A 25396-nucleotide genomic window follows, 5' to 3' on the forward strand; every position below is an offset into this window, starting at 1 on the left:
AAATGCACATTTAATAAATAAATAATTACTTTGCGGGCGTGTGAATAGTCGTACTGACAACCCGGTGGAATAAACATGCGCAAGCGCAACTCTTCGCTAAAAAGGGGTGGTGAGCATCGCCATTTTTCCGTATAAAAGCTAAAAATGAAACGATGTTTTATCTTGAGGAGATAGCTATGATCGTTGGCAACATTCACCACTTACAAAGCTGGTTGCCGGAAGAACTGCGCCAGGCCATTGAACACGTCAAAGCCCACGTGACGGATGCCACCCCGACCGGGAAGCATGATATTGACGGTAACAACCTGTTTTATCTGGTTTCGGAAGACATGACTCAGCCGTTTGCCGAGCGTCGCGCGGAATATCACGCCCGTTATCTGGATATCCAGATTGTGCTCAAAGGTCAGGAAGGGATGACATTCAGTACGCTGCCCGCAGGCGCGCCGGACACCGACTGGCTGGCAGATAAAGATATCGCGTTCCTGCCGGAAGGCGGCCAGGAAAAAACGGTGGTGTTGAGCGAAGGGGATTTTGTGGTGTTTTACCCAGGCGAAGTCCATAAACCGCTGTGTGCCGTGGGCGCGCCCGCACAGGTACGTAAAGTGGTTGTGAAGGTTTTAGTAGCCTGACTCGCGTTACCCGTTTCCCCTCATCCTGCCGGGGTGAGGGGAAAAATGCGGCTCGGGAGGTGGGTTCCGTCCACCGTATATTCATGGCGGAATATCACCTCCAAACATGTGAACGGGTAAAAGGGGAACACCGCGTTCCCCTTTACAATCCCCGCGGCCCCGCAAAGAAATCGGTGCTTCGCACTGCGTTCGCCTCCCGTCCCGCTGCCTGCGGTCGGTTTGACTCGCGTTACTCGCCCCATCCCTGACGGCCTGCCCTTGTCATCGGTCTTCGTCTCACCGATTTCAGCGGGGGCCCAACCCCCTCGCTGCACGCTCTGCGCCAACCGGTTACAAAGTTGTCGCTGTGGTTGTTATGCGGCAAAACGATTATCCGTAGCTAAAAAGCTGGAGATGTTCACTGTATCTACGCCTGAGTGTAGCCACGGTAGGCGTAGCACGCTGTGGAAGTGATTACTGAGCCAGAGTCGCGACCATCACCGCTTTGATGGTGTGCATGCGGTTTTCCGCCTGATCAAACACTATACTGGCCGTCGATTCAAACACCTCGTCGGTCACCTCCATTCCGCCATGCAGACCGAACTCTTCCGCCATCTTCTTGCCAAGCGTCGTCTGGTCGTCATGGAATGCAGGCAGGCAGTGCAGGAACTTCACATCCGGGTTACCGGTCAGCGTTAGCATCTGGCTATTCACCTGATACGGACGCAGCAGGTTAATGCGCTCGGCCCACTTCTCTTTCGCCTCGCCCATCGATACCCACACGTCGGTGTAGATAAAGTCTGCCCCTTTCACCCCTGCGGCGATATCTTCGGTCAGTGTAATATTGCCACCGTTTTTCTCCGCCAGCGCTTTACACTTCGCTACCAGACTGGCTTCCGGCCAGCAGGCTGTCGGGGCGACGAGGCGTAAATCCAGCCCGGTCATTGCCGCCGCTTCCAGCATGGAGTTGCCCATGTTGTTACGCGCGTCGCCTGTATAAACCAGCGTCATTTCATTAAACGCTTTGCCCGGCAGGTGCTCTTGCATGGTCAACAGGTCAGCCAGCAACTGCGTCGGGTGAAACTCATTGGTCAGGCCGTTCCACACCGGAACACCGGCAAACTGCGCCAGGGTTTCGACAATCTCCTGGCCATAACCGCGATACTGAATACCGTCGTACATTCTGCCCAGTACGCGTGCGGTATCTTTAATTGATTCTTTATGCCCAATCTGACTGCCGCTTGGGCCGAGCCAGGTGACGCGAGCGCCCTGATCAAATGCGGCAACTTCGAAAGAGCACCGGGTGCGAGTTGAGTCTTTTTCGAAGATGAGCGCGATGTTTTTGCCGGTAAGTTTTTGTTCTTCTTTGCCGTTTTTCTTATCGGCTTTCAGTTTGGCGGCGAGTTGCAGCAGAGCGTTGATTTCAGCAGGAGTAAAATCGAGCAATTTCAAAAAATGTTTCTGGTAAAACGACGACATGGTTCCCTCACCTGGCTAAAGCCACTTATTGAATTAAAATTCAATTTATATGTATGAATATTCATTTGCAAGCCAAATGAATAAATCTTTTCCGCCAGGAGTGGAGGCATTGCCAACGGTATGTGACAATATCTCTATCTGCCACATTATGAGGAATGAGCCATGGCGAACCCGGAACACCTGGAAGAACAGCGCGAAGAGACGCGTCTGATTATTGAAGAATTGCTGGAAGATGGCAGCGATCCTGATGCGCTCTACACCATTGAGCATCACCTGTCGGCAGATGACTTCGAGACGCTGGAAAAAGTGGCCGTCGAAGCGTTTAAACTGGGTTACGAAGTGACCGAGCCGGAAGAGCTGGAGCTCGAAGAGGGCGAAGTCGTGATTTGCTGCGACATTCTGAGCGAATCCGCCCTGAAAGCCGAGCTGATTGACGCGCAGGTGGAACAACTGATTAACCTGGCCGAGAAATTTGACGTCGAATATGACGGTTGGGGCACCTACTACGAAGACCCGAACGGTGAAGACGAAGACGGCGACGAAGATGAATACGAGGATGAAGACGACGACGGCGTGCGTCACTAAGTCTTCCCTGTGCGGCAGCTACGGCTGCCGCAGTGCAAGGAACAGCCATGGATTACCCGCAAATACTCTCCCCGGTTTTACATTTTCTGCATTGCCCAACACCTCAGGCCTGGATAGATAAAGCCCGCGAACCGCAAAACCTTCCGCTGTTGCTCACCGATCATATGGTCTGCGAATTGAAAGCCGCGCAAACCGCCATGCTACTGGTGCGTAAATATGTGGCGGATAAAAATGGGGCCGATGCGTTGCTTGAATGGCTGAAACCCTATGAAGCTTTTACCTTTCGTGAAGGGCCGGAGCCGGACTTTGTAGCGTTGCACAAGCAGATCGCCAAAGGTGCGATGCCGAAAGCGGATGATCCGTGGGGCAGGGCGCTGATCGACAGCATGGTGCTGCTTATCAAGGAAGAGTTGCACCATTTCTGGCAGGTACGCGAAGCTATGCTTGCCCGCAATATTCCTTATGTGAAGATCACTGCCAGTCGCTATGCGAAAGGGATGCTCAAAGGTGTACGCACCCATGAGCCGCTTACGCTTATCGACAAGCTGATTTGCGGTGCCTATATCGAGGCGCGCTCCTGCGAACGTTTTGCCGCGCTGGCTCCGCATCTGGAAGAGGAATTACAGAAATTCTATCTGTCATTGCTTCGTTCCGAAGCCCGCCACTATCAGGATTATCTTGCGCTGGCACAACAGGTCTCGGAAACGGATATCGCGCCACGGGTTCGCTATTTCGGTGAGATCGAAGCCGAATTGATCACCTCGCCGGATCCCGAGTTTCGTTTTCACAGCGGTGTGCCGGGCTGACCTGCCAGAATCCGTAGTTATTTCGCTCGCCAGGTGACAATCCTCGCCGGGCTGGTACAACAATCAGCAAAATGGTTACAAGGAACCTGAAATGAACTGGACGTCTATTCTACTCTCCGCCCTCGTCGCTGGCCTGGCGGCAGCACTTACGCAGTACCTGCGCCGGAAAGGGAAAATCGGCGGCATCACCTCGGCGGTGATTATCGCGGTTGCTATTGCGGCCTGGAACCTGGGCTATCGGCAGTATATTGCACCCTTACTGCAAAATAGCGGTGAATCGCAAATGGACGTGGCGTTCCGTGCGATAAGCAGCATGCCGACATACCAGGTGTTGCGTGAACAAGAACCGCAGTTGCTGGAAACTATTCGCAGCACGGCGAAAAAAATGGAAAAAGAGGGGAAAACTCCTCAGCAGATTATTGATTATATTCAACCGCAGATCGTCGGAGTGCAGATGGTGCGTTTACAAAACGCCCCGGATGAGAATGTGATTGCTTATATGCAGATCAATATGGAGCAAACCGTGGCCATTCAGAAAGTCAGCGATGATAATTGCTTCCGTTTCCTGTTCCCGGCGGTGAAAGGGGGGATCAATCCCGCGAAAATGTTGTCGAGCGATTTCCTGATGAAACGCATGAATATTGATGCCGCGATGATGCGCGCTGCCTACGGCGTCAACCGACACACGGTGACAGATAAAGAGCGCCAGGACGCACAGCAGCATCTGCAGCCAATTATTGCAGCGCTGGTCAAGAAATACGGTCAGGATATTGAGATCATGCCGGACCCGCGCAAAGGCGTCGGCAAAGAAAAAGTCGCCTGCGACATTGTGCAGGATTTGTGGCGTAACGTGCTGACGTTGCCACAGGATCAGGCTGCGGGAATGATTCGTCTGATTATGGCGCCGGAGAACCAGTAAAGATGAGGTTCCGGTCCTTTCCCATAGAAAAGGAAAGGACCGGGAACACTTAGAGTGTTTTCAGCATTCGCACTTCGCAATCTACATGCCCGGTACAGCCCAGCGGCCCGCTGATATGGCTAAATCCGAGATGCTCATACAGGCCAATCGCCTCTCTTAAGAACGCGGTAGTTTCCAGATAACAACGGGTGAAGCCCTGCGTACGGGCGTGTTCAAGCGCCAGCAGCGCCAGTTTCTTCGCCAGCCCCTGACCGCGCGCGGCAGGCAGGAAATACATCTTTTGCAGTTCGCAGATATCCGGCTCGCTACATTTCAGCGGGGCGACACCGCCGCCGCCCACCACCTGGCCATCCTGTTCCACTACCCAATAGGCGTGCCCCGGCTGGCTGTAGAGTTGGTACAGCTCGTCCAGATTGGGGTCCGCCACGGTATAGCCTTTATCAGCGGTAAGACCGTATTCGGCGGAAACCCGACGAATAACGGAGGCAATCGCGGCATTATCACTGGCAGTCATCCGGCGTAATGTCACGCTCTGCTTGGCCACAACATTCATACACTCACTCAATAAAAATATATGCATTTATATGCGTATTTAATAGCACTCTCTGAAAGTAGCTGCAAGTCGTTTAATTGTGCTGTGATTTATTAAGGCATACGTTATCGTAGCATGCTTCACGGAAGTGATAATCATTATTTATCAAATCAATGTTTATATTTAAGGATGATGTGGTTATGAACGGTGATATCCGTTATAAGAATAATTGTCGGCAGACATTTATATTTCATGGCAAAGGTGTGGATTATTTTCTTATCTCTCTGGTTAATGTTCTACTGAGCGTGATTACTCTAGGGATATATATCCCCTGGGCGATGGTACGTTCCCGGCGCTACGTATACGAAAACATGGAATTGAACGGTGCGCGCTTTGGCTATCATGCAAAGGGCGGTGCGCTGTTTCTGAGCTGGCTATTGATGTCAATATTTCTTTTTATTCTCATTATTGTGGCAGAACTTCTCCATCCCTTAATGGGATCGTTGGTGATTTTTTTGCTGATGCTGGTTATGCCTTTCTTTATGGTGAAAAGCCTGCAATACAATGCGCTGATGACCACGCTAAATAATGTTCGTTTTGCTTTTCATTGCTCAATGAAAAATGCCTGGTGGATAATAATGGGCCTGCCCACGCTACTGCTTATTTTGCTGTGTGTGGTTATCTATGGTCTCGGGAATATGATGTTCAGCGGTTACGATTTTGATGGCTTACTGGTGAAGGTTATTATTCTGGCGCTTATCGGTATCGTGGGAATGAGTGCGACCAATGGCTACGTTTATGCCAAATGGCTTTCTCTGATCGGCAAAGGCGGCCAGTTCGGTGTGCATGAATTCGATATTCGCGTCAGTACGACATATTGCATTAAAGCCTGTCTGTTTTCTTTATGTATTCTGGTTCCGTTTCTGGGGTTAATGTTTTACTTACTTTCGACATCCTATAGCAGTATGGCGATGCTGCGAGGGATTAACGGTTCCGGGGATGATGTGCTCTCAGGATTTCCGGGGCAAATCCTGCTGTGCTATATGCTCTATTTGGGCGCCATTTTGCTCTCATCGGCCTATATCTGGCAGGCGTTCCGCAACCACTTTGTGAATGGACTGACGCTGGCGGATGGTTGTATTCGTTTTGCTTCCACGCTGACGTTCTATGGCGTTGTGGTACAACTGGTTATGCTGGTCTTCGTCTCCGGGATCACGCTTGGCCTTGCGTATCCGTGGATGAAAATACGTTTTATCCGTTACCAGGCCCTTCATACCCATGTTGAAGGAGATTTGGACGACGTAGTGTTGACGGATCATGACGAGCGGGTTGAAAAAGGTTTTATCGCCCTGCTTTCCCGCGGCGTGATGCCGATAGCTCCTTTCATATAAAACCAAAAGGCCGGACTCTGCTTCGGCCTTATTTGCTTTTATCGTCGTTTTCCTGCCATACCATCACTTTTCTGCGCTGACAAGACCAGTAATATTGGGCGCTACATTTTTAGTACAAAGTTTACTAAACTTAATAACGGAAATAAAAATACCGCAATATTTCTATGGCTTAATTAGCGTTGTTTCTGATTTACGATAAGGATTGTTATGACTTTCGAAAATGGTGGTGCTGCGGCGACGCCTTCCCGGAATTTTGTGTTCCAGGGCAGTGGCGCGGGATATTTCTGGATCTGGCTGGTAAACGTTTTACTCACCATCGTCACCCTCGGGTTGTTCCTGCCCTGGGCGCTGGTGCGTGCCCGCCGTTATTTTTATGAGAATACCGATCTGGAAGGGGCGCGTTTTTCTTATCATGCCACCGGCCGGTCAGTATTTGTAGGCTGGCTGTGCCTCATGGTGCTGTATATCATATTCCTGATTAACATGGCGCATAATAACGTGGTGTTATCCCTATGTATGATAGGGTTGTTTTTACTTTTCTTCCCATGGCTGGTGACGCAGGGCCTGCGTTATCAATTCCTGATGACGGAAATTAATAATGTGCGCTTTAGCTTTTACGCCAGCCCGCTGCGCGCCTGGTGGGTCATGCTGGGCTGCCCGTTGTTAATTATGACGGTCTCTGTGGTGGTGTTTTCGCTGTTTATGTCGAGCACTCTCAGCATGGGTTCCTATACCGCGATTATTGTGGGTATTGGCGTTGGTACACTGGCGTTGCTGCTGGGTTCCGCCATTATGCAGGGGGTTTATACCGCCCAGTGGTATGGCATGCTGGTGAATAATCTGCAGTACGGTACGCAGAAATTTGCCGCAACCTACTCCATCAAGAAGTGCATCTGGATAGCGCTGTTCTCGATGCTGCTGCTCTTCCCGTTCCTGGCACTGGCGTTGTTTATCATCGTGCCGGCCTTCTTTACGCTGATGCAATATTCCCAGGCGGTGGGCGATAGCCCCGAACAACTGGCGATGTTAGCCGGGCCATTTTACGGCAAAATCGCGCTGGCCTATCTGGTTTACCTGTTCGGTATTATTGTCTGCTTTATCTATGCCTTCGTGAAAATGCGTAATTATATTTACGGGCAGGTCACGCTGGCCGGGCATATTCGCTTCTCATCGACCGTGACTATTGGGCGCGTGCTGTGGTTGTCTATCAGCAATACGCTGGTGTGCATGATTACGCTTTTCCTGGCATATCCATGGGCGAAAGTCCGCTTTACCCGCTATGTGCTGGAAAATACGCATGTTCACGGTGAGTTGCAGAATCTGACGCTGGAAAACCACGGTCAGCAACCGGCAAAAGATCCGGCGAATCTGCTGGCGCGCGGGCTGTCATTCTTCCCGGCGGTATTCTGAGGAAGGTTCCCGGGTGCGCTGCGCTTACCCGGGCTACCTGAAACGTTGCCCGGATAAGGCGTTTACGCCGCTATCCGGGAATTGTCCCCGGTGGCGCTGGCGCTTACCGGGGATACCAAAGCCGTTGCGATTACAGCGCGCTAATAACGGCCTGCTGTTCAATCAGCTTGGTTTTGGCTTCTGCATAGCCGTCCAGCTTCTCACGCTCTTTGGCAATCACCGCTTCCGGTGCGCGCGCCACAAAACCTTCGTTGGACAGTTTGCTTTCGATACGGTCAATTTCCGCGTCGATCTTCGCCACTTCTTTCGCCAGACGCGCCAGCTCGTCTTCTTTGTTAATCAGACCCGCCATTGGGATCAGCAGCTCCGCGCCATCGATAATCCTGGTCACGGAAACCGGACCTTTATCATCGGCTGGCAGAACCGTGATGTTTTCCAGACGCGCCAGATTCAGCAGGAAGCTGCGGTTGTCATTCACGCGACGCTCCGCATCTTTACTGCAACCACGCAGCAGCAGCTCCAGCGGTTTGCCCGGGGAGATGTTCATTTCGGCACGGATATTACGTACCGCCACGATCGCCTGTTTCAGCCATTCGGTATCAGCCAGCGCAGTTTCATCCACCTGAGACGCATCGTACTGCGGGATAGGCTGCAGCATGATGGTGTCGGCGGTAATGCCTTTCAGCACTTTCACGCGCTGCCAGATGGTTTCCGTGATAAACGGAATGATCGGGTGCGCCAGACGCAGCAGCGCTTCCAGCACGTTCACCAGCGTGTTACGCGTGCCGCGCAACTCTGCCTCAGAACCGCCGCTCATCACTGGCTTGGTCAGCTCAAGATACCAGTCACAGAACTGGTTCCACGTGAATTCATACAGGATGCCTGCGGCGATATCGAAGCGGAAGTTATCCAGCGCTTCACGGTAGGCTTTCACAGTCTGGTTGAATTCCGCCAGGATCCAACGGTCAGCCAGCGACAGTACCATCTCGCCGCCGTTGAAGCCGCAATCCTGGTCTTCGGTATTCATCAGCACGAAACGGCTGGCGTTCCACAGCTTGTTACAGAAGTTACGGTAACCTTCCAGACGCTTCATATCCCAGTTGATGTCGCGACCGGTTGAGGCCAGCGCGGCCAGGGTGAAGCGCAGGGCGTCGGTGCCGTGCGGCTCAATGCCGTTCGGGAATTGCTTCTCGGTGCGCTTGCGGATTTTTTCCGCCAGTTGCGGCTGCATCATGTTGCCGGTACGTTTCTCCAGCAGATCCGCCAGAGAGATACCGTCTACCATATCCAGCGGGTCAATAACGTTACCCTTGGATTTGGACATCTTCTGGCCTTCGTCATCACGAATCAGACCGGTCATGTAGACGGTATGGAACGGCACCTGCGGCTTGCCGTTTTCATCTTTGATGAAGTGCATGGTCATCATGATCATGCGGGCAATCCAGAAGAAGATGATGTCGAAGCCAGAGACCATCACGGTGCTCGGGTGGAACTGACGCAGCGCGTCGGTGTTCTCAGGCCAGCCGAGGGTGGAGAAGGTCCACAGGGCGGAGGAGAACCAGGTATCCAGCACGTCTTCGTCCTGACGCAGGGCAACGTCGGCGCCCAGGTTATTTTCCTGGCGCACTTCGGCTTCGTTACGACCCACATAGACATTGCCGTTGTTGTCGTACCACGCCGGGATACGGTGACCCCACCATAACTGACGGGAAATACACCAGTCCTGAATATCGCGCATCCAGGAGAAGTACATGTTTTCGTACTGCTTCGGCACAAACTGGATCTCGCCATTCTCAACCGCTTCAACCGCCGGTTTCGCCAGCACGTCAGCACGCACGTACCACTGGTCGGTCAGCATTGGCTCGATAACCACGCCGCCGCGGTCGCCGTAAGGTACGGTCAGGTCGTGCGGTTTGATCTCGTCCAGCAGGCCGAGCGCGTCAACGGCAGCCACAATCGCTTTACGCGCTGCAAAGCGTTCCAGTTTCTGGAACTCCGCCGGGATTTCATTTGAGTAGACGTCGGATTCGTTGCCTTTGGTGTCGTACACTTCCGCCGTTTCGCGGATATCGCCATCAAAGGTCAGAATGTTGATCATCGGAAGCTGATGACGACGGCCCACTTCGTAGTCATTAAAGTCGTGCGCCGGGGTGATTTTCACGCAGCCGGTGCCTTTTTCCATGTCGGCGTGTTCGTCGCCCACGATCGGAATACGGCGGTTCACCAGCGGCAGAACCACATATTTGCCGATCAGGTCTTTGTAACGCGGGTCTTCAGGGTTCACCGCCACGCCGGTATCGCCCAGCAGGGTTTCCGGACGGGTGGTGGCGACAACCAGATAATCTTTGCCGTCGGCGGTTTTCGCGCCGTCAGCCAGCGGGTAGCGAATGTGCCACATGGACCCTTTGGACTCGCGGTTTTCCACTTCGAGGTCGGAAATCGCGGTGCGCAGTTTCGGGTCCCAGTTCACCAGGCGCTTACCACGGTATATCAGGTCTTCTTTGTACAGGCGGACAAAGACTTCTTTCACGGCGTTGGAGAGGCCTTCGTCCATGGTGAAGCGCTCGCGCTCCCAGTCCACGGAGTTGCCCAGACGGCGCATCTGGCGGGTAATGGTGCCGCCGGATTCTGCCTTCCACTGCCAGATTTTTTCGATAAAGGCGTCGCGGCCATAATCGTGGCGGGTTTTACCTTCTTCGGCGGCAATCTTACGCTCAACCACCATCTGGGTTGCGATACCCGCGTGGTCGGTACCGGCCTGCCACAGGGTATTTTTGCCCTGCATGCGCTGGTAGCGAATCATGGTATCCATGATGGTCTGCTGGAAGGCGTGACCCATGTGCAAACTGCCGGTGACGTTCGGCGGAGGGATCATGATGCAGAAGCTTTCCTGGCTTTCATCGCCATTCGGTTTGAAGTAGCCCTGCTTTTCCCAATGCTCGTAAAGCGGCTGTTCGATCTCTTGGGGGTTGTATGTCTTTTCCATTATTTCCAGGTTGCCGTGTTCAGGTTGAAACCAGCCATGCGATAGGCTTTATAGCGTTCGCGAGCCAGTTGTTTCAAAGAATCTTCGTAAGGAACGAAGTCTATCACTTCTGTGAAAGCGGTGGCAAAATCTGCAAAGTTTGTCCGCAAACTGATGAGAATATCGCGCGGGCTGCCGTTGCGCTTTTGCGGCCAGGCTATCTCAACAGGCGCACCGCCTCTGGGGCCTTCTCCGGCGAGGTTATGCGGTACAAAACTCTCCGGCGGCCTTGCCCACAGCGCTTCATCCAGTCGCAGCGCCTGCTGCTCGTCTTCACAGGCAATCAGCACGCGTTTGCCATTGCGCCAACGTTCTGCGGCAACCTCACACACCAGTTGTTCCACGGCGCTCAGGCCGTCGACGGTGGTCTCATTGTCCAGAAGATAAAACGTGGCGTTCTTCATGATATGGGGCTTCTTGTGGTGAATTTAAATCGTACACCCTCACCCGGTCATTCGCCCTCAAGAGAGAGGGAGAATGCCGTCCCCACGCCCTTTAGGGGAGAGGGGAAGGGTGAGGGGATTTCGCTTACTCTTCGCCAGTAAACCCGGCGCGGTTCAGCAGGAACTGCGACAGCATGGCCACCGGACGACCGGTTGCGCCTTTGGCTTTACCGGAACGCCACGCGGTACCGGCGATGTCCAGATGCGCCCAGTTGTACTTACGGGCAAAGCGGGAAAGGAAGCACCCAGCGGTAATCGCGCCGCCCGGACGACCGCCAATGTTCGCCATATCGGCAAAATTGGAATCCAGTTGCTCGTAGTACTCATCACCCAACGGCAGACGCCATGCGCGGTCGCCCGCCTGCTCGGACGCGCCGATCAGCTCGTGCGCCAGCGGGTTATGGTTCGACATCAGCCCGGTGATGTGATGGCCCAGGGCAATCACGCATGCGCCGGTCAGGGTCGCCACATCGATAACCGCTTCCGGCTCGAAGCGCTCAACATAGGTGAGCACGTCGCACAGCACCAGACGGCCTTCGGCATCGGTGTTCAGCACTTCAACGGTCTGGCCGGACATGGTGGTCAGCACGTCGCCCGGACGATAAGCGCGCCCGCCCGGCATGTTTTCGCAGCCCGCCAGCACGCCGATGACGTTAATCGGCAATTGCAGTTCGGCCACCATGCGCATCACGCCGTACACTGCCGCCGCGCCGCACATGTCGTACTTCATCTCGTCCATCCCTTCGGACGGCTTAATAGAGATACCGCCGGAGTCGAAGGTCAGACCTTTACCGACCAGGACAATCGGACGCACGTCTTCTGACGGGTTACCTTTATATTCGATTACCGACATCAGCGATTCGTTTTGTGAGCCTGCGCCGACCGCGAGGTAAGAGTGCATCCCCAGCTCGCGCATCTGCTGTTCACCGATTACGCGGGTGATGACATTTTTGCTGTAAGAGTCCGCCAGTTGACGCGCCTGAGACGCCAGATAGGCCGCATTACAGATGTTCGGCGGCATGTTGCCGAGATCTTTCGCCGCTTTGATGCCCGCAGCAATCGCCAGACCGTGCTGGATTGCGCGCTCGCCGCTGGTCAGTTCCCGACGGGTCGGTACATTGAAGACCATTTTACGCAGCGGGCGACGCGGCTCGCTCTTGTTGGTTTTCAACTGGTCAAAGCTGTACAGAGATTCTTTTGCTGTTTCAACCGCCTGGCGAACTTTCCAGTAGGTATTGCGGCCTTTAACGTGTAGCTCGGTCAGGAAGCAAACGGCTTCCATTGAACCAGTATCATTCAGGGTATTAATGGTTTTCTGAATGACCTGCTTGTACTGGCGTTCATCCAGTTCGCGTTCTTTGCCGCAACCAATCAACAGAATACGTTCGGAGAGGACATTTGGAACGTGGTGCAGCAGCAGGGTCTGGCCCGGTTTGCCTTCCAGTTCGCCACGGCGCAGCAGTGCGCTGATATAGCCGTCACTGATCTTGTCGAGTTGCTCGGCAATCGGAGAGAGACGGCGCGGCTCAAAAACACCCACAACGATGCAGGCACTCCGCTGTTTCTCCGGGCTACCGCTTTTTACACTGAACTCCATGCACTATACTCCTGAATCTTAAAGACAACAGCAGGGGCTACAGATATACTCGACCTCTTTCAAACCGCAGATGCGTTGGCTTGCGCCTGCTTACCCCAGCCACTTACTGAACGTAAGTTCCGGGGCTTCACAGTCTCGCCGCCTTTCTGCAACTCGAAATCCATTGAGTATATAATTGCAAGCTTTCGTAACTCATGTCCGCTGTTGCGGTGACTTCGTGTTAATCTTAACGATACTTAGGTTTCGGCACGTCAGATACGGGTCGGATACGTTTTACCGCTGAGTATATTAATCTTAGCGATGATTTCGACGACTCAAGAGAATAAATGACGTTTAAGCCACGAAACAAGCGATTTTCCAGTAAAAAGACTGGTTTTTACGGGCGTAATATAAAGTGATAATCATAAGATATCTTGCGCGGGAGACGCTAAAAAGCCAGTTTGCGATCCTCTTCATCCTGCTTCTGATCTTTTTCTGTCAGAAACTGGTAAGGATCCTCGGCGCAGCGGTCGACGGCGAAATCCCCACGAACCTGGTACTCTCGCTACTGGGCCTCGGTGTGCCAGAGATGGCGCAACTTATCCTGCCACTCAGTCTGTTCCTCGGTCTGCTGATGACGCTGGGCAAACTTTATACCGAGAGTGAAATTACGGTCATGCACGCCTGCGGCCTGAGCCGGGCGGTGCTGGTCAAAGCGGCGATGATTCTGGCGCTGTTCACCGGTGCGCTGGCGGCGGCAAACGTCATGTGGCTTAGCCCCTGGTCATCGCGCCATCAGGAATCGGTGCTGGCTGACGCCAAAGCCAACCCTGGCATGGCCGCACTGGCGCAAGGGCAGTTCCAGCCAGCCTCTGACGGTAACTCGGTGCTGTTTATCGAAAGCGTGGAAGGCAGCAAATTCCATGATGTTTTCCTGGCGCAGATTCGCACGAAAGGCAATTCCCGCCCCTCTGTGGTGGTAGCGGATTCCGGCCATCTTGCACAACTGAAAGATGGTTCTCAGGTCGTGACCCTGAACACCGGCACCCGCTTTGAAGGGACGGCGCTGTTGCGTGATTTCCGCGTTACTGATTTCAAAGATTATCAGGCGATTATCGGCCACCAGGCGGTGACGCTGGACCCGGACGATACCGAGCAGATGGGGCTTGATACGCTGTGGCGCACGGATACCCCACGCGCTAAGGCCGAGTTACACTGGCGTCTTACTCTGATATTCACCGTATTTATGATGGCGCTGATGGTCGTGCCGCTGAGCGTGGTGAACCCGCGCCAGGGACGCGTGCTGTCGATGCTGCCCGCCATGCTGTTGTATCTGGTGTTCTTCCTGCTACAAACTTCCCTGCGATCCAATGCCGCAAAAGGCAAAATCGATCCGATGATTTGGATGTGGGCGGTTAACCTGGCGTACCTGGCGTTGGCGATGGGTCTGAACTTGTGGGACACGGTACCGATGCGTCGGATTCGCGCCCGTGTGATGGGCAAAGGAGCGGTATAATGCAGGCGTTTGGCGTACTTGACCGCTATATCGGCAAAACCATTTTTTCCACCATCATGATGACGCTTTTCATGCTGGTGTCGCTCTCTGGCATCATCAAATTTGTCGACCAGTTGAAAAAGGCCGGGCAGGGCAGCTATGACGCGATGGGGGCGGGGCTTTACACGATTCTCAGCGTGCCGAAAGATATTCAGATTTTCTTCCCGATGGCGGCGCTGCTTGGCGCGCTCCTGGGGCTGGGGATGTTGGCTCAGCGTAGTGAACTGGTGGTGATGCAGGCTTCGGGTTACACCCGTATGCAGGTGGCGCTGTCAGTGATGAAAACTGCCATCCCGCTGGTGCTGTTAACCATGGCGATTGGCGAATGGGTGGCGCCGCAGGGCGAGCAAATGGCGCGTAACCAGCGCGCACAGTCAATGTATGGCGGTTCGCTGCTCTCCACCCAACAGGGATTGTGGGCGAAAGATGGCGAGACCTTTGTCTATATTGAGCGGGTGAAGAGCGATGATGAGTTGGGTGGGGTGAGTATTTACTCCTTCAACGATCAGCGTCGTTTGCAGTCCGTTCGCTATGCCGCTTTAGCGAAGTTCGATAAAGACACCAGGCTGTGGCGGCTGTCGCAGGTGGATGAATCCAACCTGACCGACCCGAAACAAGTGACCGGTACACAGACGCTGACCGGTACCTGGAAGACCAACCTCACGCCGGACAAGCTGGGCGTGGTGGCGCTGGACCCTGATGCGCTGTCGATTAGCGGTCTGCACAACTATGTGAAATACCTGAAATCAAGTGGCCAGGATGCCGGGCGTTATCAGCTCCAGATGTGGAGCAAAATTTTCCAGCCGCTTTCCGTGGCGGTGATGATGCTGATGGCGTTGTCGTTTATCTTTGGCCCGCTGCGTAGCGTGCCGATGGGCGTGCGCGTGGTGACGGGTATCAGCTTCGGCTTTGTATTCTATCTGCTGGACCAGATTTTTGGCCCGCTGACGCTGGTATACGGCATTCCGCCGATTATCGGCGCGTTACTGCCAAGTACTTCGTTCTTCCTGATTAGCCTCTGGCTGCTGATGCGTAAGAACTAGGTTTCTGTTCTGTTCCCGGATGCGGCTTCGCCTTATCCGGGCTGCTTTCTCCCTCTCCCTGTGGGAGAGAGCGCCTGGCCGCACTAAACTCACCCTATTTCATCGACACACTTTCCCTTATCCTGGCTACGCTTTCCTTACGGTTCTCAAAAAATTCAGGAAGCTATGTCCAGATTCTTCTTTAATGACCGAAAACAATTGGTCAATGACGCCATTGAAGGAATGGTGATTTCCGCTCCCCACGGCAATTTAGTTCGCCTCGACATCGACCCCGCTATTCGTATTGTTGCCCGCGCCGACTGGGATAAATCCCGTGTTGCAGTGATCTCCGGCGGCGGTTCCGGCCATGAGCCCGCACACGCTGGCTTCGTAGGTAAGGGAATGCTCACTGCCGCCGTCTGCGGCGACGTGTTTGCTTCGCCAAGCGTTGATGCTGTGCTCAACGCGATCGTTGCCGTCACCGGTGACCGGGGCTGCCTGCTGATCGTTAAAAACTACACCGGCGACCGCCTTAACTTCGGCCTCGCGGCAGAAAAAGCCAAACGCTACGGTCTGAAAGTAGAGATGGTGATCGTCGCCGACGACATCGCCCTGCCGGACAATAAACAGCCGCGCGGCATCGCCGGAACGGCGCTGGTGCATAAAATCGCAGGCTATGCCGCCGAGCAGGGTAAATCCTTAAGCGAAGTGCGCGACATCGCCCGACAGGCCAGTGAGAGTGTCTGGAGCCTGGGGCTGGCGATGGAGACCTGCAACCTGCCGGGAAGCAGCGATGAAGACGACCGCATCCAGCATGGGCAGGTGGAACTGGGGCTCGGCATTCACGGCGAGCCGGGCGCGAGCACGGTGGACTCGCATAACAGCCAGAAGTTGATTGAGACGCTGGTTGCACTGCTGAAAGCACAGGCCGGGGATGACCGCGTTGCTGTGTTAATCAACAACCTGGGCGGTGTGTCAGCGCTCGAAATGGCCCTGCTCACCAAAGAGCTGGCACACTCGGCGCTAAAAGATCAGATTGCGTATCTGATTGGCCCCGCGCCGCTGGTCAGTTCGCTGGATATGAAAGGCTTTTCCCTCTCGCTGTTACGCCTGAACGAGACATTTGAGAAAGCCATTAATGCCGATGTACAGACCGTCGGCTGGCAAAAACCGGTGCCTTTTGCGCCGATGAAAACCCAGCGCCACAACCCGGTTTATAACCAACTGGAAATCGAACCGTCGGAAAACCCACAGGTAAAAACGCTGGTCTCGACGGCGGCGCGTACACTTGTCGATCTCGAAAATCGCCTGAATGCGCTGGATGCCAAAGTGGGCGATGGCGATACCGGCTCGACGTTTGCCGAAGGGGCGCGGGAAATTATCCATTTGCTGGAGCAGGGTGCGCTGCCGCTGAATAACACCGCGCAGTTGCTGCAATTGGTGGGCGAGCGGCTGGCAACAGTAATGGGTGGTTCCAGCGGCGTGCTGATGTCCATCTTCTTTACCGCCGCAGGTCAGGCTGTTCATGATGGTAAATCTTTGCCGGAGGCGTTACTCCGTGGGCTACACCAGATGAAACACTACGGTGGCGCGGACTTAGGCGACCGGACGCTTATCGACGCGTTGCAACCGGCGCTGGAAGCCTTGCGCGATAGCGGGCTGGATGCCGCAGCGTCTGCCGCAAAAGCGGGTGCCGCCAAAACCGCGACCATGCAGACCGCTGGCGCGGGCCGTTCGTCCTATGTGAACAGTGAGAGTCTGGAAGGCGTCACCGACCCCGGTGCCGTGGCGATTGCAGAGGTGTTTGCGGCGCTGGCGAAGGAGTAAGCCATTTCCCGGATGCGCTGCGCTTATCCGGGCTACGCCTGGCTTCTGATGCAAATATTAGTGCGGGTTTTCGCCCTCTCTCTGTGAGAGAGGGCAGGGGTGATGGCATCAGGCCGCACAGCGCCATTAGCCGGATGCGCTGCGCTTATCCTCGCTACGCCTGGCTCCTGATACAAATGTGAGTGCGGGTTTTCTCCCTCTCCCCGTGGGAGAGGGCAGGGGTGAAGGGAACATCAGAAATCCGCTTTCAACACCACGCGGTAACGCGCCTTCCCGTCACGCACATGCTGCAACGCCTCGTTAATCTGCGACATCGGGAACATCTCGGTAGTCGGTGCCACCTTCGCCCGCCCGGCAAACTTCATCAGCTTACGCAGCTCGAACGGTGTACCGGTCGCGGAACCGGACACACTTCTGTCGCCGCCAATCAGCGTAAAGGCCGGGACTTCCAGCGGTTTCAGCACTGCGCCAACGGTATGGAACGCGCCGCCGTGGGCCAGCGCTTCAAAATACGGCTGCCACTGCAAATCAACGTTTACGGTGTTAATAATCAAATCGAACTGGCCCGCCAGCGCTTTTAAGGCCCCCGGATCGCGGCTGTTCACCACATAATCCGCGCCCATCAGGCGGACTTCGGCCTCTTTCGCCGGGTTCGAACTGAACGCCGTCACCTCACAGCCCATCGCGCGCAGCAGTTTGATGGCGATATGGCCCAGCCCACCAATTCCAATGACCCCGACACGGCTGGTAGCGGTGATATGGTGCATCAGCAGCGGTTTAAACACGGTAATGCCACCGCAGAGCAGCGGCCCGGCGGTCTCGACATCAATGGTATCCGGCAGCGGGATCACCCATTGCCAGCCCGCGCGGATTTTGTCGGCAAAGCCGCCGCGGTTAAGGATGGTTGGCACCGCGCCTTCCTGGCAGTTGATATTGTCGCCGTTGATACAGGCGTCGCAGTGACCACAGCTTTTCGCCGTCCAGCCAATGCCCACGCGCTGACCGACTTTCAGCCCTTTGTTTTGCGCGGCACTACCCAGCGCCACCACGCGACCAATCACTTCATGCCCGGCGACCAGCGGATATTGAGAGAAGCCCCACTCGTTGTCGATCATCGACAAATCCGAGTGGCAGATCCCGCAATAATCCACTTGTACTTCCACATCTTCCTGACCCAATTCACCCGCGTCGTACTCAAACAGCTCCAGGTCTGCCCCGGCTTCTTTAGCGGCATAGCTTTTGATAATCGACATCGCCTTTCCTCATGATGGTGTGAGATTTGAGTGTAGAGGATAGTCAGAGCAGTGGAGTTAATCTTTGCGTAACAAGGCGTTAAGCCAGGTTTCCGCACGATCCGGGCGTTTATCCTGCGTCGTCCACATCGACACCACCTGAATATCCGGTAATGGGCTGACCAGCGCGGTCAGGCCTGATTCGGTTAAATCACTGAAATGACGACCTTCTTTCTCTCTTTCCTGTTCGCCATATTTGAACGAGACGTACCAGATTCCGCCGGGTTTCAGCGCCTGCGCCAGCGTAGACATCACCTGCGGTAAAGCGTGTGCTTCGACGTGTAGCAGGGACGCGCAGCACCAGATGCCGTCGTAACGGTCAGTGGCATCGACATCGCTGAATGTCATTTGCTTAACCGCCAGCCCGCTATGCTGCGATGCCATGCGAACCATCTCGGATGACGCATCAAAGGCCTCGACCTGATAACCCATCTCCAGAAATGCACGGCTGTCGCGCCCGGAACCGCATCCGGCGTCCAGCACGCGCGCGCCAGGGGCAAGGTGCGCGATAAAAGGGGCGTAGAGCGACGACATATCGACGCCGATGGTGTCGGCAAAGAATGCCTGTGCATGGTTTTGATAGTAGTTAATGGTCATCAGAAAGTATCCGGCCCGGCGGCCTTTGGCTCCCATTCGTGGAATAAGTTTACGCGAGCAGTGCTCCAGACATTTGACAGGAAATCATGCCGTTTTACAGTGCTCGCACCGGTCTGGCGTATCAGGGTTTCGCGCAGCGGGAGGTGGCTGGTAATGAAGTACTCGTTGCGATCGTGCAGGCGCTGCAGCAGTTTCAATGAGGGGACGTGGGCAAATTTCCCCTGTTTACCCCGGTTACAACATTTACAGGCCAGCACCAGGTTCCAGACGCCATTCACATTCCTCACCTGGTCTTTGAGCATCCACGGAATAAAGTGATCGACATCGGCCAGGTTTGCGTCGCCGGTTTCTACGCTTATAGGCGCGAAGCAGTAAAAGCAGCGGCCTTTCTGATAGCCGTTGAGGCTGTCGCGACAGCTGGTGATATCGACACGGCGGTTATTCTGGATGCTGAACAGCATGTTGTCCTGTTCGTCATGCTCCACGGCGATGAGGTTGCGCGACACGCCCATCGCCCAGCCTTGCTCGACCAGGTTCCAGCGTGCGTCCGTCTCCAGCTTAAGGTTTTGATACTGCATACCTTCCGTGAGCTGATGAAAATTTGTCGTCAGGCGTATGCCTTTGTGGGTTTTACGCTCGTCGATAAAAAAGCGTTTTTCGATTTCGCCCTGATTGACGTTGTGAAACGCATTGAGCACAACATTAAAGCCGTTTCGCAGCGTCGCTTCTGTCAGCGCATTCTGGTCGATCTCTCCGGCATTAAACTGGCGACAGGCATCCAGATACTGACTTCTGGAGGAGGTGATTTGCTTTGGTGCCTGCGCCAGGTGGCGACACAGATGCTGGCTGAACGGGACGGCAAGATCTTCGAGCAGGATGAGGTCGCTGCCGTCGCGTTTCACGTCGTACAGCGCATGGGCCAGCGCGAATTTGTAGGAAGCGACATTTTTGCCAAAGAGGATTATGCCGCGCCAGTAGTTCTCCAGCGTGGGTTCAACCTGATAAAAACGCATGCCTTGTCCTGATCTATGGATGTGGGGAATGGGTAAAACCCGTAACAGGATCAGATAACAAGACGCGATAAATGTAAACCGCCGCCGTCACGTTGCAGCGTTTTGCGAGAAGCGTTCCAGATAGTGGGGGAGTACGGTGGAGATGTGTCGATTTTTTCGGCATTTAGACGCGACAAGGCGGGGGAATGCTTGCGCGGGGATCTGCAACAGGTATAATGCAACCCGCTATCAGCATCCCCTTCAGTGCCGAAGTGGCGAAATCGGTAGACGCAGTTGATTCAAAATCAACCGTAGAAATACGTGCCGGTTCGAGTCCGGCCTTCGGCACCAAAAGATGCAACAATCAAGTCGCCTAAGGGCGGCTTTTTTTGTGTCTAAACTCCAGTATCCGTAAGGTGTTGTCCCGCTTTTTCACTCAACCTAAATCAATCTGATTCCATCGACATCAACTTACTGATCTCCTCCCTGAAAACAGTGCCAATCTAAACTGAAGTATCCTGTCTTTCTTCCATCTCGCCGAGAGGCACATCGCCATCAAAAAGACCCGTTATACCGAAGAACAGATTGCGTTTGCGTTGAAACAGCCCGAAACCGGCTCCCGCCTCGGGGAAGTCTGCAGAAAGATGGGGATTTCTGAGGCCACCTTTTGCAACTGGAAAAAGAAATTTGCCGATCTGGGCGTGACTATCGGCCAATAACTCTGCGCATCAGGGAGATAGCAGAAACCCGGATACGCTACGGTTGTCCACGCATTCATATTTAGTTACGCCGGGAGGGCTGGCCTGTTAATCACAAGAAAATCCACCGGATTAATTATTTGGAAGGACTGAATCTGCGCAGAAAACGGCCCCGCAGGCATTTCAGTGCAGCACGCCGTCAGCAGCGCCCGGCGCTGACGCATGTCGATCAGTGCTGGAGTATGGATTTTGTGTCGGATAATCTGTTTAACGGGCAGCGTTTTCGGGCACTGACTGTAGTGGATAATTTTAGTCGGGAATGTCTGGCGATCCATGCTGGAAAATCGCTGAAAGGTGACGATATGGTCAGCGTGATGGAAGTGCTTCGGGTATTGGATAAGCGCCTGCCGATACGTATCCAGACGAATAACGGCAGCGCGTTTATCTCGAAAAGTCTGGATAAATGGGCGTATGAACACGGTGTCACGATGGATTTCTCCTGCCCCGGAAAACCGACAGATAATCCGTTTATTGAATCATTTAACGGTAGCCTGCGCGACGAATGCCTGAATATTCACTGGTTTTATCATTGGAAGATGCGCAGGAGAAACTCGACAACTGGCGCAGGGAATATAATCATGAGAGAACGCATTCATCGTTAAATGACATGACTCTGGCTGAATTTAACCGAAGTCTCCAGAAAGGCGAAGGTCTCTGATTTAGCACTGCACTGATTTTGGGAGAAGGTCAATTTGACCGGGAACTCAAAAAATGCATGGAACTAAAATAGATCTATTTACAATATCTTTTAAGGTTTTTTAATGTTATCAACTATCTATTATTAAATAGTCAAGAGATGATAGGCGATATTACGTCAAAAAATATTTTATAATTGCAAATGACAAAAATAATACTAATATAAATAAAGTGTCGATGTTATAGCTTGCTATGGGGTGTACAATGGAATCCATATTCATGGGGGGAATATGCCTAACATGAAGTTATTCAAGTCAAAGGATACAAAGCTTGAGTTAAAAATAAGGAAACCATTATTTGCTCGAGGGCTTCGTTATCGTTTGTATGATGCACAATGGCCCGGCAAGCCAGATTTATATTTCCCAAAATATAATGCGGTTATTTTTATTCATGGCTGTTTTTGGCATGGTCATGATAGATGTCAAATTTCCCATATACCCAAGAGAAATGAAACTTATTGGCGTGAAAAAATTGAAAGAAATAAAGAAAGAGATTTACGTGATCAGCAATATATTAAAAATCATAATATTCGGGTTTTAGTTATATGGGAGTGTGCCGTAAAGTCGAAATATATTGATTTTTATGACGTCATTGATTATATAGAGTGGTGGATTAAAGGGCTGGCGCAATCGACCGAAATGAGCGCAATAAATCCCATGCCGACATTTAAGTTTTAACATGTTTACACGGTTTGGTCATTTAATTATGTCTAATATTTTTTATTGCCAAATATCATAAGCGGCATAAAGGATGTTGCCTTGTTAATTCTGTGGCATATATAACATCTTTCCGTTTTCTTTTATAGCTGACAGTAATTCTAAGAGATTAAATGGTTTCTTAAAATTATTGTTTAACCGAGATAGTTAAACTGAGATATAAATCTGTTTAATATTTAAACACATCAAGTTCGCGATTTATCTTTTTTGGATGGATGTATTTAAATGTTTTTAGATAATAATGTCAGGTCATTATCCAATATATATATATTTATTGTATTTAACATAATCCTTCATGACAAAATAATTTGTCGAAGGTCACAAATAAATGATTACGGCAAAATGAGATTTTACTATACAAAACTATTCAAATTTATTATACATAAGTCAATGGAAAGTTAACTGCTGATGAGAGCGATTTGATGCATCGCTTTATAAGGTGAATAAGGCGAAAAATTCACCTTTATGCATTTAACTTTTTGAAAAATAAACAATTTTATGTGTTGAAGGTTAAATTATGGAAATTGTTTCGGGAAGAGCTTTGGGTGGAAAGACATTAACGATAAATTCAGCAAATGCGTTCATTGCCTATAGTGCTCGTGTTGATGTATCGGAGATGCATTTTAGTGACGTACTAACAGGGTTGAAGCATTTTGTTAACAATGCGGCATCTGAGAAAGGAGGAAGCGTTAGTGACAATTCTTTCAACAAGTGTAATGGCGATTGGTATGAATGGTTAATAGCTATCCAATCAATTGTTTTTTTTCTAAATAATAATACGAATCGCCTGTTAATTAAAATGCCAAATGCTTCTTCATTTGACGTTATATCGATGTATAAAGAATATCTAAGTGGATTTATTTATGATCTTAGAGAGAAACTTAAAGTAAACGATGTAAATTTGATTACTTCTAATCCTGACTTTTCTATTATAGAAATTGGTGAGGCTCGCGCTTACTATGAAGAATATTTGTCTGGTATTTCTTTCTATAATCTAGATTTATCTACTTTAAGCAAGCTTGATAATTTATACAAGCAATTTGTAAATTATGCTGAATTAGATAGTATAGTTTCGTTTCTATCAGTTAAAACAACATTTAGGCCTGACAGGCGTCTTCAGCTTGCACATGAAGGAAGTTTGATGAAAGCTCTTTATACTCATCTTCAAACTAGAACGTGGAATATTAATCCCAGAGGGGTTAAGTATTATGCTGCTGCGACATCTATAGGCCCGGCTGACAAAATAGGGCTTAAAACTGTTGCAACTCACTCTATAACAGATGTAAAGAGTTTACCTCAGAGCGCAGTAGATGAACTCTTTAAGATAAACTCTATAAGTGATGTAAATACTTGTATGACTCACATCTTATTTAGTTGAGAAAGATATGAATATACAGTGTTGGCTAAACCTTTCGCTGCTAGATACGGTACTCCATTACCTATAGTTTTAAACATATCTGTTAAAGACATATTGGCTGGTAATTCAAACTCTTTAGGGAGAGATTGGATTGCCATTGCCTCAGCCGCTGAAATCCTTCTAGGTATAAATGGGTGAATATGTACTTCATTATTTCCATATGCAGCTGTGGGCGAGAATCTGCTTCTATGGAGCCTTTTATAAGATTTTTTACTAACATCACCTTCTTTTATCGTCATAAATTTTGATAACCCATTCCGGGGGATAAAATGATGTTTTGCATTAGGATGTGAGTCTACGTCATTTTTATTAAACCAGTACTCAATAGTAACCTTTTCTTGCCAGTCATACACAGGATTCCATTTCAAAAGATAACCGTCAGTAGAAGGCCAGATTTCTTTATCTAATATGATGTTTTTCTTATATTTTATATGTTCTTCCCAAGGGAAATCCGCGATGCTAAGGCTCATTTCTTTTCTAATACCAAACAAGAATATTCTATCGCGATCTTGCGGAGCACCATATTCAATGCTGTTTGTCAGCCTATCAGTCAAAGAATATTCTTCTGAAAGAATATCCTTCATCCTATTATAAAATTCTCTATGTTTTTTGGTTCTCCATAAACCTTTTACATTTTCGAAAATAAAAAAATCTGGTTTAAATTCAATTATGGTATCAACGTATGCTTTAGTCAGTACACCGTTTTCGCCGTGTTCGCCTTTATTTTTTCCCCCCACAGAGAAATCAGGGCAAGGCGGACCTCCAATGAACCCAACAAGGCTGCTTTTTTTTGCATCAATAATTTTTGCAGCAAATTCATCTTTTTGATTGCATGAAATATCTCTTATATCCCCTTGATAATAACCGTACTTCGGCTCTGGGATACCGAGTTTTTTCCTGGAATATTTGTATGCTTCTAGGAAAGGTTTGTGGTATTCATTCACAAACTCTACTTTAAAACCAGACGCTTCGAACCCAAGATCAAGGAAACCAGATCCTGAAAAGAAAGAAAAAATTATTGGTTTTTCCATTGGTTAATGTAACCTTACTTTATGAAAATTTCACCATGATACGCACTCAGTGCGTAAAGTCAATATGTGATTTTGCTGATGGATAACTTTTCTATAACTCTAAAGAAATACAAAGATGATTTGAATATCACACAGTTAGAAATGTGCGATATTCTATATGGTGTACCACATCGTACTTTACAAAGCTGGCTTCAAGATGAAAAGTTACCGCCTGATTACGTTAAGTATTTGATAATTAATAGATTGGATATGTACTGCCACAATTATTTCCAAAATAAAAATCAATCTTAGATGCATTGATTGTTTGCATTGCTATAAAGCAAACCACCGTTTTTACGGTGGTTTGTGTGCTATTGGTTTTTAAGTTCGCCCACTCACCACCCCAATAAACTCTCTCACCTGCTTCTGTTTCCTCGCTGACAGTTTTTCCACCACCCTCAGCGACGCCAGCAGTTCGGGTTCTGGCTCTTTCGCGGTCAGCACAATGCAACCGTTCATCACTCTGGCCTCCACCTCTGTGCCGGTGGCGAACCCGGCGGCTTCCAGCCAGTGGCCTTTCAGCGTGAGAGCCGGGATACGCACATAATCCGGATGACGGCTCGCATAACTTACCGTTAGTTTGTGCTTATTCGACGGGAGAACTTCTGGTTGCTCAATATCTGCAATACAATCCGCGTTAGTCATGATTACTATTCCTGTTTAATAGTGATTGTGGTTAG

At 51.2% G+C, this 25396-nt stretch carries 22 protein-coding genes, 1 tRNA gene and 1 pseudogene; 14 read left to right on the forward strand and 10 right to left on the reverse strand.

From position 1 onward, the window contains the following. Window positions 1-176: 176 nt before the first annotated feature. Window positions 177-629 (forward strand): YhcH/YjgK/YiaL family protein, encoded by a 453-nt coding sequence (locus IP582_RS02630; protein ID WP_039077728.1) that lies wholly within the window; start codon window positions 177-179, stop codon window positions 627-629. Window positions 630-1082: 453 nt separating this feature from the next. Here IP582_RS02630 and argF read toward each other — a convergent pair whose 3' ends face one another. Continuing rightward, a complete protein-coding gene (argF, locus tag IP582_RS02635; RefSeq protein ID WP_193794992.1) occupies window positions 1083-2087 on the reverse strand; it encodes an ornithine carbamoyltransferase in 1005 nt (334 codons plus the stop codon). A 162-nt stretch (window positions 2088-2249) separates the two neighbouring features. On the opposite strand from argF, the gene rraB reads away from it, so the two are divergent. The 3 genes from rraB (at window position 2250) to IP582_RS02650 (ending at window position 4397) form a co-directional block, all read left to right on the forward strand. After that, the gene (gene rraB / locus IP582_RS02640) at window positions 2250-2672 is read left to right on the forward strand and encodes a ribonuclease E inhibitor RraB (RefSeq protein ID WP_039077721.1); all 423 of its coding nucleotides are present in this window, start codon (window positions 2250-2252) and stop codon (window positions 2670-2672) included. 47 nt (window positions 2673-2719) lie between these two features. After that, window positions 2720-3478: a tRNA isopentenyl-2-thiomethyl-A-37 hydroxylase MiaE gene (gene miaE, locus IP582_RS02645; protein ID WP_193794993.1), complete on the forward strand. Its 759-nt coding sequence runs from the start codon at window positions 2720-2722 to the stop codon at window positions 3476-3478. A 91-nt stretch (window positions 3479-3569) separates the two neighbouring features. Continuing rightward, entirely contained in the window at window positions 3570-4397 is an 828-nt protein-coding gene (locus IP582_RS02650; protein WP_193794994.1) for a topoisomerase II, read from the forward strand. 49 nt (window positions 4398-4446) lie between these two features. Here the strand turns inward: IP582_RS02650 and IP582_RS02655 are convergent, their stop codons facing one another. Next, the gene (locus tag IP582_RS02655) at window positions 4447-4950 is read right to left on the reverse strand and encodes a GNAT family N-acetyltransferase (protein WP_193794995.1); all 504 of its coding nucleotides are present in this window, start codon (window positions 4948-4950) and stop codon (window positions 4447-4449) included. A 179-nt stretch (window positions 4951-5129) separates the two neighbouring features. On the opposite strand from IP582_RS02655, the gene IP582_RS02660 reads away from it, so the two are divergent. Further along, entirely contained in the window at window positions 5130-6320 is a 1191-nt protein-coding gene (locus tag IP582_RS02660; protein ID WP_193794996.1) for a YjgN family protein, read from the forward strand. A gap of 207 nt (window positions 6321-6527) precedes the next feature. Beyond that, window positions 6528-7730, forward strand: a complete 1203-nt coding sequence (locus IP582_RS02665) for a YjgN family protein (RefSeq protein WP_039077716.1) — start codon at window positions 6528-6530, stop codon at window positions 7728-7730. A 130-nt stretch (window positions 7731-7860) separates the two neighbouring features. Here IP582_RS02665 and IP582_RS02670 read toward each other — a convergent pair whose 3' ends face one another. From IP582_RS02670 to pepA, 3 genes are all read right to left on the reverse strand, one after another. Then, the gene (locus tag IP582_RS02670) at window positions 7861-10716 is read right to left on the reverse strand and encodes a valine--tRNA ligase (protein WP_193794997.1); all 2856 of its coding nucleotides are present in this window, start codon (window positions 10714-10716) and stop codon (window positions 7861-7863) included. After that, entirely contained in the window at window positions 10716-11159 is a 444-nt protein-coding gene (gene holC, locus IP582_RS02675) for a DNA polymerase III subunit chi (protein WP_039076903.1), read from the reverse strand. Before holC ends, IP582_RS02670 begins: the two co-directional genes overlap by 1 nt. A gap of 124 nt (window positions 11160-11283) precedes the next feature. After that, on the reverse strand, window positions 11284-12795 hold the full coding sequence (pepA, locus tag IP582_RS02680; protein ID WP_039076902.1) for a leucyl aminopeptidase: 1512 nt from the start codon (window positions 12793-12795) through the stop codon (window positions 11284-11286). Between the two features lie 279 nt (window positions 12796-13074). Here pepA and IP582_RS25255 point away from each other — a divergent pair, with 279 nt between their 5' ends. The 4 genes from IP582_RS25255 (at window position 13075) to IP582_RS02695 (ending at window position 17178) form a co-directional block, all read left to right on the forward strand. After that, on the forward strand, window positions 13075-13125 hold the full coding sequence (locus IP582_RS25255; protein WP_216637209.1) for a hypothetical protein: 51 nt from the start codon (window positions 13075-13077) through the stop codon (window positions 13123-13125). Window positions 13126-13189: 64 nt separating this feature from the next. Beyond that, entirely contained in the window at window positions 13190-14290 is a 1101-nt protein-coding gene (gene lptF, locus IP582_RS02685) for an LPS export ABC transporter permease LptF (RefSeq protein WP_193794998.1), read from the forward strand. Further along, window positions 14290-15372, forward strand: coding sequence for an LPS export ABC transporter permease LptG (lptG, locus tag IP582_RS02690; protein WP_039076900.1), 1083 nt, complete (start codon window positions 14290-14292; stop codon window positions 15370-15372). Before lptF ends, lptG begins: the two co-directional genes overlap by 1 nt. A gap of 165 nt (window positions 15373-15537) precedes the next feature. Then, window positions 15538-17178, forward strand: a complete 1641-nt coding sequence (locus tag IP582_RS02695) for a dihydroxyacetone kinase subunit DhaK (RefSeq protein WP_193794999.1) — start codon at window positions 15538-15540, stop codon at window positions 17176-17178. A gap of 233 nt (window positions 17179-17411) precedes the next feature. On the opposite strand, the gene IP582_RS02700 is transcribed toward IP582_RS02695, so the two are convergent. Genes IP582_RS02700 through IP582_RS02710 form a run of 3 tightly spaced genes read right to left on the reverse strand, consistent with a single transcriptional unit; the run spans window position 17412 to window position 20080 of the window. Then, the gene (locus tag IP582_RS02700) at window positions 17412-18431 is read right to left on the reverse strand and encodes an NAD(P)-dependent alcohol dehydrogenase (protein WP_193795000.1); all 1020 of its coding nucleotides are present in this window, start codon (window positions 18429-18431) and stop codon (window positions 17412-17414) included. A gap of 57 nt (window positions 18432-18488) precedes the next feature. Beyond that, window positions 18489-19067 (reverse strand): bifunctional 2-polyprenyl-6-hydroxyphenol methylase/3-demethylubiquinol 3-O-methyltransferase UbiG, encoded by a 579-nt coding sequence (locus tag IP582_RS02705; protein WP_193795001.1) that lies wholly within the window; start codon window positions 19065-19067, stop codon window positions 18489-18491. Further along, complete coding sequence (locus tag IP582_RS02710) at window positions 19067-20080, reverse strand: HNH endonuclease domain-containing protein (RefSeq protein WP_193795002.1); 1014 nt, start codon at window positions 20078-20080, stop codon at window positions 19067-19069. The genes IP582_RS02705 and IP582_RS02710 overlap by 1 nt, the downstream gene beginning before the upstream one ends. A 245-nt stretch (window positions 20081-20325) precedes the next feature. Here IP582_RS02710 and IP582_RS02715 point away from each other — a divergent pair. The 4 genes and pseudogenes from IP582_RS02715 (at window position 20326) to IP582_RS02730 (ending at window position 23607) form a co-directional block, all read left to right on the forward strand. After that, window positions 20326-20410 (forward strand) — tRNA-Leu (locus IP582_RS02715). Between the two features lie 203 nt (window positions 20411-20613). Then, a pseudogene (locus IP582_RS02720) lies at window positions 20614-21475 on the forward strand (IS3 family transposase). Window positions 21476-21743: 268 nt separating this feature from the next. After that, window positions 21744-22190 carry a very short patch repair endonuclease gene (locus IP582_RS02725; protein ID WP_193795003.1) on the forward strand — a complete coding sequence of 149 codons (447 nt, stop codon included), beginning with the start codon at window positions 21744-21746 and terminating at the stop codon, window positions 22188-22190. A gap of 556 nt (window positions 22191-22746) precedes the next feature. Continuing rightward, window positions 22747-23607 (forward strand): Cfr10I/Bse634I family restriction endonuclease, encoded by an 861-nt coding sequence (locus IP582_RS02730; protein ID WP_193795004.1) that lies wholly within the window; start codon window positions 22747-22749, stop codon window positions 23605-23607. Here IP582_RS02730 and IP582_RS02735 read toward each other — a convergent pair. Next, window positions 23589-24677 carry a DNA cytosine methyltransferase gene (locus IP582_RS02735; protein ID WP_132439877.1) on the reverse strand — a complete coding sequence of 363 codons (1089 nt, stop codon included), beginning with the start codon at window positions 24675-24677 and terminating at the stop codon, window positions 23589-23591. The two genes, IP582_RS02730 and IP582_RS02735, sit on opposite strands and share 19 nt — an antisense overlap. A 360-nt stretch (window positions 24678-25037) precedes the next feature. Beyond that, window positions 25038-25361 carry an endoribonuclease SymE gene (gene symE / locus IP582_RS02740; protein ID WP_193795005.1) on the reverse strand — a complete coding sequence of 108 codons (324 nt, stop codon included), beginning with the start codon at window positions 25359-25361 and terminating at the stop codon, window positions 25038-25040. Between the last annotated feature and the right edge of the window lie 35 nt (window positions 25362-25396).

Origin of the sequence: Citrobacter sp. BDA59-3, assembly GCF_015167655.1 — a bacterium.
Classification (GTDB): Bacteria; Pseudomonadota; Gammaproteobacteria; order Enterobacterales; family Enterobacteriaceae; genus Phytobacter; species Phytobacter diazotrophicus.